This is a genomic window from Viridibacillus arvi, assembly GCF_001274945.1.
Lineage (GTDB): Bacteria > Bacillota > Bacilli > Bacillales_A > Planococcaceae > Viridibacillus > Viridibacillus arvi.
In genome coordinates this window covers 373,789-385,020 of record NZ_LILB01000001.1, presented here as the reverse complement: position 1 = coordinate 385,020, position 11,232 = coordinate 373,789, and the positions used below count along the sequence as shown (strand labels likewise).

At 33.3% G+C, this 11,232-nt stretch carries 10 protein-coding genes and 1 pseudogene; 9 read left to right on the top strand and 2 right to left on the bottom strand.

All coding sequences use genetic code 11. The features are described from left to right. Window positions 1-218 precede the first annotated feature (218 nt). The 3 genes from AMD00_RS23075 to AMD00_RS24085 all read left to right on the top strand — a co-directional run bounded on the left by AMD00_RS23075 (window position 219) and on the right by AMD00_RS24085 (window position 2,155). Window positions 219-398, top strand: a complete 180-nt coding sequence (locus AMD00_RS23075) for a hypothetical protein (RefSeq protein ID WP_157059152.1) — start codon at window positions 219-221, stop codon at window positions 396-398. Between the two features lie 264 nt (window positions 399-662). Next, a complete protein-coding gene (locus AMD00_RS01775) occupies window positions 663-1,694 on the top strand; it encodes a stalk domain-containing protein (protein WP_169786295.1) in 1,032 nt (343 codons plus the stop codon). Window positions 1,695-2,020: 326 nt separating this feature from the next. Further along, a complete protein-coding gene (locus tag AMD00_RS24085; RefSeq protein WP_281173019.1) occupies window positions 2,021-2,155 on the top strand; it encodes a hypothetical protein in 135 nt (44 codons plus the stop codon). A gap of 149 nt (window positions 2,156-2,304) precedes the next feature. Here AMD00_RS24085 and AMD00_RS01770 read toward each other — a convergent pair whose 3' ends face one another. Further along, window positions 2,305-2,781, bottom strand: coding sequence for an NUDIX hydrolase (locus AMD00_RS01770; protein WP_053415385.1), 477 nt, complete (start codon window positions 2,779-2,781; stop codon window positions 2,305-2,307). After that, window positions 2,782-3,684, bottom strand: coding sequence for a pentapeptide repeat-containing protein (locus AMD00_RS01765; protein WP_053415384.1), 903 nt, complete (start codon window positions 3,682-3,684; stop codon window positions 2,782-2,784). A gap of 359 nt (window positions 3,685-4,043) precedes the next feature. Here AMD00_RS01765 and AMD00_RS01760 point away from each other — a divergent pair, with 359 nt between their 5' ends. The 6 genes and pseudogenes from AMD00_RS01760 (at window position 4,044) to AMD00_RS01725 (ending at window position 11,081) form a co-directional block, all read left to right on the top strand. Next, the gene (locus tag AMD00_RS01760; protein WP_053415383.1) at window positions 4,044-5,435 is read left to right on the top strand and encodes an MBOAT family O-acyltransferase; all 1,392 of its coding nucleotides are present in this window, start codon (window positions 4,044-4,046) and stop codon (window positions 5,433-5,435) included. Window positions 5,436-5,447: 12 nt separating this feature from the next. Beyond that, a pseudogene (locus AMD00_RS23790) lies at window positions 5,448-6,821 on the top strand (DHHW family protein). A gap of 140 nt (window positions 6,822-6,961) precedes the next feature. After that, a complete protein-coding gene (locus AMD00_RS01740; RefSeq protein WP_053415379.1) occupies window positions 6,962-7,366 on the top strand; it encodes a GNAT family N-acetyltransferase in 405 nt (134 codons plus the stop codon). A 35-nt stretch (window positions 7,367-7,401) separates the two neighbouring features. After that, window positions 7,402-8,181, top strand: coding sequence for a GNAT family N-acetyltransferase (locus AMD00_RS01735; protein ID WP_053415378.1), 780 nt, complete (start codon window positions 7,402-7,404; stop codon window positions 8,179-8,181). A gap of 736 nt (window positions 8,182-8,917) precedes the next feature. Beyond that, window positions 8,918-10,354 carry an NADP-dependent glyceraldehyde-3-phosphate dehydrogenase gene (locus AMD00_RS01730; RefSeq protein ID WP_053415377.1) on the top strand — a complete coding sequence of 479 codons (1,437 nt, stop codon included), beginning with the start codon at window positions 8,918-8,920 and terminating at the stop codon, window positions 10,352-10,354. 343 nt (window positions 10,355-10,697) lie between these two features. Next, the gene (locus tag AMD00_RS01725) at window positions 10,698-11,081 is read left to right on the top strand and encodes a hypothetical protein (RefSeq protein WP_053415376.1); all 384 of its coding nucleotides are present in this window, start codon (window positions 10,698-10,700) and stop codon (window positions 11,079-11,081) included. Window positions 11,082-11,232: the final 151 nt, after the last annotated feature.

The following is an 11,232-nucleotide window of genomic DNA, read 5'->3' as shown; positions in this document are numbered from 1 at the left end:
CCAAAAGGTCCACTCAATATGTATTTTTACGGTCTTGTGGTAGGGTGTGAAACTATAAGATACCATTTAGAGTCTTTCAGCTATGAAAAAGCCCTTGATAAATAGGAATCTTAATCGAGGGCAACAATAGTTTAATTATATATTGGGAATTAAACTAATGGGATCGAACTTGACCAAGAATACACAAATTATTTTTGCCACTAACAGGAAAATATTAATTGAAGGGAAATGTTAGCATGAGAGGAACCTCTATAAAATCATATGTAGATGATAATGATGTGATTGTTAAAGCTAAAGTTGAGCGTTATATCAACGGTGAAAAAGTTTCAGACTATACAATAGTAGTTGGTAGTATTTTGGTTGTAAAGCCTCAACAAGCAAAAACTAAAGCATCGTGATAGGAAAGTACAGGTATTAAGTTTTAAAAAAGGGCATTGACAGGGATATGGGGAATCAAAAGTAAATGTTAGGTTTTTAGACAATAATCGTAGAGGCGTAATAGAGATAAATGATTTGGATACTTTTGAATAAAAAATTGGAAATTATATCTATGTCACCCTATATTGCACTATAATGAACCATATGTAACAGAAAGGGGAGTGAATAATATGAATGGTTCAAGTAAGGTATTAAGCTCTGTATTACTTAGCGGAGTGTTATTAGTGACAAGTTTGACAAATCCAGTTGAGGTTAATTCGAAACAAATCACAGCTGCCGATAACCATAGCAACATCACGATGGTTGCTGCGACAGTTAAGTACAAGGTGTCCATCAATGGTAAACCTGTATCTCTTCATAATAGCTCTATTAGAATAGGCCCTAATCATATATTACCTGCAAAAAGCTTTATAATACGTTTAGGCGGAACGACTACTTTTAATAGCAAAACTAAAGTGTTAACTATTAAAAGCAATGGTACAACTTCTACAATCAAACAAGGATCTAAAGTGGCTACTGTAAACGGCAAGAAAATAACGCTATCGACAAGTGCTCAAGCAATCAATGATGTATTCATGATCCCTCATGATCTAGTGGCCAAAGCTACAGGCACAAAAGTGTCTATATCAACAAGTGCAAAGACTATTGACATCACTCACGCTACACCAATAAGCCCATCGCGTATCAAGACTAAATATCAAGGCCATACGTATGGTTCTGATAACCAATACCAGTATGATAAAACAATGGCTTATGTTAATAATTACTTCAAGAACTACAAAAGAAAATTTGTTTTTGGTTTTTGGCAACACGAACAATATGTGGACTACTTTAAAAACGGGGTAAAAGTACCAACTGATTATATTCGTGGAGATGATTATTATGATGCTTTGGATGACGCTGAGCATTGGGGAGAAGATTTAAGAAAGAATAAAATACCTTACTCCCAGATTGTGAAAGTCGCTGAGGTTGAGAGTAAAGCTAGAGATTTTTTAAATGACCAACCAATGTTAAGATGGGATGATGCATACGACGTATACTCGGCATACCACTTCTTTTACAAACGTAATGGTGATTCGGATTCTTATGCACTTGCACAACAAATTGTATTTGATATGAATGGTTATAAAACTAGGATATTATCTACACCGCCGTTATCATGGTTAGAAGTAAAAATAAATGGAAAATGGTATATTCAATACGATGAATATTGGGGTGCCACATGGAGACTTTCTACTTCATCGGGGGTTCAATAGTTGTTTGCTCGGTAAATTCTTTTGGGATAGAAGTTGCATCCAGCGAGATATAAGTTTTATTACTATGAACAAGACAATTTAATTACGATACTCTCCAAAAAAAATTGGAGGGTATTATTTATTATAATCAAAATGTAAAAGGGATTCTGTCCTATCGAAAAAAACATCTAGCTCTAACATCATAATAGGAATTTAATTGCAAGGCAGTTCCCATACAGTGAATCCATTAAAATTCACCGTGCACTTGTTGGGCATAGAAATACAGGAAGATTTTAAGGAAGAGGCTTAAAAATTAACATCAACTAGCAAAATGAGGAGAGTTTAATATGGGATTTTTCATACTTGTGTTACTTTTAGTTTTTTCATATGACTTTACTAAAATGAGAAAACAAATGGATCGAATTATCGAGCAAAATGATGAGATGATTCACCTAATGAAAAAAAGGAAAGAAGAGGAATAGATGCTATTTAGCTTAGGGAGGGAATGCACAGATAATCCCAAAGAATATATTATCAAGACAACAATAAAAGAGGCAGATAAATTAAAGGACATTATATATATTATATGTAATGTCCTTTCTTCAACTAACGATCCCTATTTTAATTAATTTTAATCTCCAACACGTAAAAAATTTGGAGGTTTACTCTGTACAAAATGTTTTTCAATAGATTTAAGAACTTCATCATTTCCAGGTAATGAGACTGTTTCTATCGCTTCCTCAAAAGACAACCATTGATAGTCGCTATGTTCATCATTTAATTTTACATCTTGATGGTCTTCTACAAACCCAACAAATACAGGGGCAACATATATATAATTATCTTGAGGTGAATATATTTGGTCGAATTTGTTAGATGTATATAATAATAGTTTTGTTATCCCGGTTTCTTCTTTTATTTCTCTGGAAGCTGCTTCCCAAGCCTTTTCACCTTCTTCAATACTACCACCAATATAACACCAAACATTCCGTAAAACAGAAGAATTTCTTTTTAAGAGCAACACTTTATATTCATCTTCTATCTTTTTTAATAAAACGGTCGCAATCCCTGTACATCGTATTGGGACTTCAAAATATTCTTCACTCAATCAAAACACCTCTTTGTTTTTATATCTCTTTTCACTTACAGTCCAGTGTGTTGGACGTGAAAGGAAATGCGGTAATTTTGTTTGTTCATCACCTTTTGCAGCATTAACTTGAACTTGTGTGAGAAAGATACTGCCAATAAGATTTGCACCTCTTAGATCGGTATCTCGTAAATCAGCTCCAATAAGGTCAGCCATGCTAAAGTCTGCGTCTCGTAAATCTGCCCCAATAAGATATGCCCCTCTTAAATTAGCACCCCTAAAGTTAGCACCTCTAAGTTTTGCCCCCATCAAATCTGCTCCTCGACGGTCAAGTGTTTTTCTTTTTTTAGAGCCAATATGCTGGGAGATTACTTTGCTTCTTACAAGTTCACTAGTGTTTAAAAGCAAAGCATTTACTACTGCTCGGTGCGATGGTACATCTAGCTTTAAAAGATCATCTGAACTAATTTGGCTAAGTCGTTCAGTTTCATGAAGTGCAGTGCTAAGTTTTCTATGTATAGTACTTGCTTCCTTCAAATTCAGAGCTTCAGTCAGATACCAGATCATTTCATGAAGTTGATGCATAGTCGGGAAGACATCGAACATTTTCTGAGCTATTTGTGTATTTTCGCGCCAGTCAATTCCTTTAAATGTAGTTTGAGAAACTTTTTGTCCGGCACCGAAGCAGTCAAAAACCGTACAACCTTTAAATCCCTCTTGTCTCAGACTATTATGAATGCTACATCGAAAATCCGATTGCAAATTAGAGCATGGCTTACATGCCACTTTATCAATTGCAAAATCAACCGAAGTTGCAAAGGGAAGCGCTACACAACATAAACCAAAGCAGTTTTCACAATCTGCATGTAGATCACTGCGGCTAATGTCGAGCTTTGTATTAGGAAAATCACTATTATCAATCATTTGATGTACTTCCTTTGCTTAAGTATTTTAATAAATTTCTATGTAATTCGGATAAATAGTTTGTTTATCATTTAGATTTAAAAAACATATTCTAATTTTTTTATATTACCATTAATTAAATTTACCAGTCAATTTTTGGATATAATTAAGTATAAGTGTTTTTCGGAAATATTTTATTAATCATTTCTATGAAGGTTACGAGAAAAAATCGAAGAAGACATCATTACAATCCACATACAACTCAATATTTGTATTAAAAAGAACCCTATCAATCATTAGGGTTCTTTTTTATGAGCACCACTAGCTTGTAACATTGGCGTCACAAACCATTATTACTATGTAATCGAAAGGAGGATACGATGGTTTTTTCAAGTCTTTTGTTCATTTATTTGTTTCTACCAATCACCATAATACTGTATTATTCGGTGAAAAATAGAAAGTTTAGAAACATCATTTTGTTAGTAACCTCATTATGTTTTTATGCTTGGGGTGAGCCAATATGGACTGTCCTATTACTTTTTAGTAGTAGTATTGATTATTGTCATGGATTGTACATTGAAAGATTTCATGGAACGAAATGGGCTAAATATGGTGTCGTTTCTTCTATAATATTAAATCTTTCTTTGTTAATTGCATTTAAGTATAGTGCTTTTATCTATGAAAATGTCAATCTTATTTTTAATACGTCATTCCAAATACCCAATGTTACATTACCAATTGGTATATCTTTTTATACCTTCCAAACAATCTCTTATACAGTAGATGTGTATCGAAGAAAGGTACAGGCACAAAGAAAGTTCTCAACTTTCCTTTTGTATGTGTCATTATTTCCACAGCTAGTGGCAGGACCGATCGTTAGATATTCGGATATTGCTATACAGATAGAGAATCGAACTACAAATATTAGCCAAATCAGTGATGGCGTGAATCGATTCGTAATTGGATTAGGAAAAAAAGTATTGTTAGCTAATACAGCCGGTCATTTTGCCACGATGTTTATGGAGCGTTCTTCAGAAAGCTTAACTGTTACAGAAGCATGGTTTGGTATTCTAATGTTTACGCTGCAAATTTACTTTGATTTTTCTGGATACTCAGATATGGCTATAGGATTAGGGAAAATATTTGGCTTCGAATATAAAGAGAATTTCAACTATCCATATGTATCACAATCTGCTACAGAATTTTGGAGACGATGGCATATATCTTTAGGTAGCTTCTTTCGAGACTATGTGTACATCCCACTTGGCGGAAATCGAAAGAATGAATTTATAAATTTGATGATTGTCTGGTTTCTAACTGGAATTTGGCATGGCGCTAGCTGGAATTTTATTGTTTGGGGACTGTATTTTGGGGTTTTAATTTACTTAGAGAAAAAAATACTAGGAAAAATTTTAGAGAAACTGCCAAGAATTGTTTCGCACTGTTATTTACTAGTGGTTGTAATTATAGGCTGGACCTTCTTCTACTTTACGAATATGAATGAAGCTTTCGCTTATTTAAAAGTTCTCTTTGGTTTTGCTAATCAAAGCTTCGTTAGTACTGAGTTAAATATTATTGTAACGAATAATATTTTCTGGATAGTGTTTGCTATTTTACTATGTACACCACTTATTAAAGTCATTAGGGAAAAAGTTTGTAAAGGTGCTATGTATAAAGGTAGCTTAATTATTGTAAATATTATGATTCTAATCCTATGTACAGCTGTTCTGGTTAGCGAAAGTTATAATCCATTTCTTTATTTTAGATTTTAAGGAGAGTAATGAATGAAAAAAGGTAATATATCCGAGATAATTCATATCGGTTGTATGGTTGGAATTGTAATAATGGGCTTTACATTATTCATTCTATTACCTAAAGACAACATTTCTGAAAATGAAAAACGACAATTAACAACTTCCCCTAGTCTTTCAGTGGAAAGTTTTCTCAATAAAAGCTATTCCAAACAACTGGATTTATATGTGAATGATACATTTCCATTTCGTGAACAGTTTATTGCATTGAATTCATTCTATAACAATGCAAAAGGAATACGATCAGGAACAGATGAGATACAAATATACAATATCCAGAAGTAAATATAAGGAGAGTTAACTACAATGAAAAAAAATATGATAGTTTCAACAATTGCGACCTTACTAATTGCAGGGTGTGCTTCTACAGATTTAGAAAAAAAAAGTGTGAACTCTGTAAAGGAAGAAGAAAGTGTAAGTTCTATTAAGGGAGGAAAACAGGAAGATGTTTCAAAGAATACAATTGCAGAAAAATCGGGTTCTATTATTACACTTGGTGATAGAGCAGTAGAAATTTTCTATGGAAATGAAGGTAACGCTGAGCGGTATACCAATGCCATATCAAGTGCGAAACAGGCTTTAGGAGATCAAGTTGAAGTGTATAATATGGTTGTTCCATCGAGTGTAGAGTTTGCACTGCCACAAAAATATAAAAATATGTCAAAGTCGCAAAAACCTGTAATTGATAAAATTTATGACAGTCTTGATAGTAAAGTTAAGACTGTAGATGCTTATAAAGCATTAGAAAAACATAAAAATGAGTATATTTATTTTAATACGGACCATCACTGGACATCATTAGGTGCTTATTATGCCTATGAACAATTTGCAAAAGAAGCAGGCTTTCAAGCTACATCATTAAATGAGTACAAAAGATATTCTAAGAAAGGTTTCTTAGGAACTCTATATACACAAACTTAGGATACTAAGTTAAAAGAAAATGCAGATGTTGTTGATTATTACAAAATTCCAGTTGATTACGATGTATTTCGATATGAAAAAGGGAAGGAAGATACACCAGTTTCTTCAACGTTATATGCTGATTATGTAGATGGTGTAAATGCTTACTCTCTATTTTTACATGGAGATTTTCCAATGATTAAAATTCAAAATAATGATAGTAATACTGGGAAGAAACTAGTCGTTGTGAAAGAGTCTTATGGAAATGCTTTTGTACCATTCTTAATACCTCATTATGACGAAATATATGTAGTAGATTCTAGATATTACAATAGTAGTTTAAAGAAATTAGTTAATGAACAAGGAGTAAAAGAAGTATTATTTATCAATAATATATTTGCTGCTAATACAGAGAAAATTGTAAAAACAATTGAGGAAATACAGTGAAATGCAGAAGCCTAATCGAAGTGATTAGGCTTCTGTTTTAATATGGATAAATTTGTTATAATTATTCTAATGCAATATTTAACACGATATGTAGTGCATATTCATAATGCATTACATACAAGTCTACAAGGGGGCAATCTATGATGGTTACAATTAGCGATGAATTTCAAATGAATAATATTGCTAAAATGAAAGAAATTTATCAATCTGTTGGATGGAAAAAGCATAGCGAAAAAGTTATTGGACAAATATTTTCATCGAGTAATCATACCGTCTTTGCATTTATAAATGGCGAACTTGTCGGATTTGCAAGAGCGATTTCAGATGGTGTATTTAATGCAGCTATTTATGATGTAATTGTTCACCCAGATTTTCAAGGCCAGGGTATTGCGAAAATGATTGTAGATGAGCTATTAGTACAATTAAAAAGAATTTCCTGTATTCATATGATTTCAACTTCAGGAAATGAAGAATTCTACAAAAAATGTGGCTTTAAAAAGCTCAAAACAGGTATGGCTAGATATTTAGATGTTCATTTGACTTAAGAGTATCTTACATAGTTAGAGAAAGGAGCACGATCATGAATAAAAATGAACTAATATCACTATTCCATAAAGAACTTAGATTAGAAGCTCAAACACAAAGTTATTTAAGAGAAGAAACAGAGCATGTAGTACGACATATTTCACAGTTTGGTGAATCAGGGTTCATAGTAGCATCAAATGTAAATGAAGATAATGTAAGAACAATCATAAAACAGGAGTTAAACTATTTTAGTGACCTAGGACAAGATTTTGAGTGGAAAGTGTATAGCTATGATAAGCCAGATAGTTTGAAAGATATTCTTGAACAAGAAGGTTTTAGCGTAGATGCAGCAGAAGCTCTTATGGTGATGAAACTAGATGAACAGCACCACTTGCTAAAAAATAATCAACATTTCGATTTCAAGGAAATAACAGATGAAAAAGGCATTCAAGATATCGTTAATCTAGAAGATGCTATATGGAATGAATCACATGCTGAGCTGGGGAAACGGCTTTGGAGAGATAAACAGAATAATCCTGAAGCCTTATATCTATATGGGATATATGAAGATGATACGCTTGTAAGTGCCGCATGGATGTACATAGAGGTCAACTCATCATTTGCAAGCTTATGGGGTGGTTCGACGCTACCAATGTATAGAGGAAAAGGATACTATACAGCTTTGCTAGCTGCTCGCGCAAAAAAGGCATTTGAAAAAGGGCATCCTTTCCTTACTGTTGATGCTAGTCCAATGAGTAGACCAATCCTTGAAAAGTGTGGTTTTATTTGTCTCGCATACTCTTACGGTTGTCAATCGCCTTCTAATAAATTGTAGAATATCCTTTCAAAATTACGAGCATGTTTAGTGAATAAGAAATATACGGCTGAGACATAATTTATTTAACTCCTATGTATCACCTTTTATTATTTATTACTAAATGTGAATTGATAACATAAGCTTGCCTAACTTCGAAATGTAGAAATGTGGACGGGCTATAAACCGCATCAACATGTAAAAGTCTAGCATATAATAATTGTCATCGTCTTTAATAATCACAGTCATTGGAGACAAAGTCATCTGTTTTCTTAGTTCATCTCAAGTAAGTACTTGCAATTGTAAATGATTTTAAAATAATCAAAAGGAATTTATGAATAATTCGAGAACTATAAGAATATAAGGTATAGATTATTTTGGAGGGGATATTCATCAATAAAAGGGTCAGAGTAATGATTAGTTTAATTAGTTGCCTGATTTTATGTGTTTTTGGGGTGTATAGTTTAATAACTGCAAGTGCATCTGTAATTCCAGCCGTCTTATTTACTATTGGTGGTTTGATTGGATTTATAGGTGGAATTTATGAAATTAAGAACTTTGATATTGCATGAATGGTATGAAGTGAATGAACGTTAAGAAGAAAACACCGTACTTTGATATTATCTAATATCAAGGTACGGTGTTTTTTGCTTATATAATAAAGATGCATATTGAAGGATTAAATGACGGAATTATAAGTATGACAACTGAAAATAAGTAAATAATAGTAAAACATCGGATTATTGGAGGAGACATCATGGCTAAAAATTATCAATTTTATATAAATGGAGAATGGCGTGAAAGTCGATCAAAAGAAAGTATAAGCATTTTGTCGCCTTATTTACATGAGGAAATTGGCCGCGTTCAAGCTATTTCTCAGGATGAAGTAGATGAAGCAATAAACGGCGCAAAACTAGCCCAAAAAGAATGGGCACAACTTTCTGTACGCGCTCGTGGTGCATATCTATATAGATGGGTAGATGAATTACTTGCAATGAAAAACGAAATTGCTCAATCTATTATGGAAGAAGTGGGGAAAACATTTAATGATGCGGTAAAGGAAGTGGATCGAACTGCAGATTTTATTCAATACACAATAGAAGAAGCAACACATATGCAAGGGGAAAGTATGTGGGGTGAAAATTTTCCGGGTGGAAATCGCTCTAAAATTGCGATGACTAATCGTGTCCCGCTTGGTGTCATTCTTGCCATTTCACCCTTTAACTATCCCGTTAACTTATCAGCTGCAAAAATTGCCCCCTCACTAATTGTTGGAAATTCAGTTATCTTCAAACCAGCAACTCAAGGTGCAATTAGTGGTGTGAAAATGATTGAAGCTCTTCACAAAGCAGGCTTACCAAAAGGTGTTCTTAACCTTGTAACTGGACGAGGTTCTGTAATAGGTGACTACCTTGTTGAGCATCCTGATATCGATATGATCTCATTCACTGGAGGAACAGTAACGGGACAACATATTGCAAAAATTTCAAACATGATTCCACTTGTAATGGAGCTCGGAGGAAAAGACCCAGCTATCGTTCGAGAAGATGCTGATCTAGTATTTGCTTCAAAACAAATTATTTCAGGTGCATATTCATATTCAGGGCAACGTTGTACAGCAATTAAACGTGTCCTAGTAAACGAAACTGTTGCTGATGAATTAGTGTCATTATTAAAAGAAGAAATAGAATCCTTAACTGTAGGTTCTCCTGAAGAAAATAATATTATAGTACCGTTAATCGATGATAAATCTGCAGACTTTGTACAAGGTTTAATTGACGATGCATTAACAAAAGAAGCCACATTAGTTGTGGGAAACAAACGTGAAGGCAATCTAATATACCCGACCTTACTAGACAATGTTACAACAAATATGAGAATTGCTTGGGAAGAACCATTTGGCCCAGTGCTTCCTATTATTAGAGTGAAATCAGATAAAGAAGCCATTACACTAGCTAATGCATCAAAATTTGGTCTACAAGCAAGTGTGTTTACAAAAGATATAAATAAGGCATTTACTATAGCACCTCAAATTGAAGCAGGTTCTGTACAAATAAACGGAAGAACAGAACGTGGTCCTGACCACTTCCCATTCATAGGAATCAAAGGTTCAGGTATGGGAACACAAGGTATAAGACGGAGTATCGAAGCAATGACTCGTGAAAAAGTTACAATTATTAATATTTATGAATAAGGAAGAATAAAACTTTAATAAGAGCTAACAATGACTTTATTTATTGTTGGCTCTTTTAACTAAAGTCTAGTTAATCTGATTTGGTTATGTATGTAGTTAAATGAATAAAATAGGGTAGAGTTAGTTAATTGCCATCGATTTCCCTAATCTATCAAATAGGACAACGACATAGTTAATATACCAGAATCATAGTAAATGAATACGAAGATATGTACATATTATTGAAGAGTTTCAGAAAAAGAAAAATCTCAAGCTTATTATGTATAGCCAGTGAAAGTTGATAGAAATTAAATGCTAACTATAAGCATCATTTGTTAGTCTCTTTTAAAAAGGAGGAGTAAGCTTGGAAAGACCAATAGGAGTAACATTGATTAGTTTTTTCTATATTTTTGGAGCGGTTGTTTTACTTCTCACCTCTATTTTTTATCATCATGAACCAAACAGTATAGGAATTGCAGAAAGGTTCGGAATCCCAAATGCGCCTGAGCGATTAGTGAGGGTGCTACTTGCATTGGCAACCTTTGTAATGGTCTATGGATATGCGAATTTGAAAAAATGGGGATTTTGGTCAATGACTGTTTACTCTATCCTTTTTGGATTGTTAAGTATGACCTTAATGACCGCGCAAAACATACAACCCTTTTTAGGAAATTTGATTTGGTCATTGATTATCATAGTTTATTCAATTTGCGTAAAAGCTGCTTTTTTTAACAGCAATAAAGTCTAGTGAAATTCAGTATAGAAAGTAAAGTACATTTAATAGAGGGCTTTAATGTAGGAGGAACCCGTTAATTGGAAAATATACGCTCAGTATTCAAGTTATATTATTCTATTTGGTTTTAGAGAAACCTTTATTTTCAAATTAAAAGGGGTGCCCA

What these genes read in the sequence shown, in the direction of transcription:
- AMD00_RS24085 (WP_281173019.1), top strand. Translation starts at nt 2,021, where the DNA reads ATGGGATTTTTCATACTTGTGTTACTTTTAGTTTTTTCATATGACTTT.
- AMD00_RS01765 (WP_053415384.1), bottom strand. Translation starts at nt 3,684, where the DNA reads ATGATTGATAATAGTGATTTTCCTAATACAAAGCTCGACATTAGCCGC.
- AMD00_RS01730 (WP_053415377.1), top strand. Translation starts at nt 8,918, where the DNA reads ATGGCTAAAAATTATCAATTTTATATAAATGGAGAATGGCGTGAAAGT.
- AMD00_RS01735 (WP_053415378.1), top strand. Translation starts at nt 7,402, where the DNA reads ATGAATAAAAATGAACTAATATCACTATTCCATAAAGAACTTAGATTA.
- AMD00_RS01740 (WP_053415379.1), top strand. Translation starts at nt 6,962, where the DNA reads ATGATGGTTACAATTAGCGATGAATTTCAAATGAATAATATTGCTAAA.
- AMD00_RS01760 (WP_053415383.1), top strand. Translation starts at nt 4,044, where the DNA reads ATGGTTTTTTCAAGTCTTTTGTTCATTTATTTGTTTCTACCAATCACC.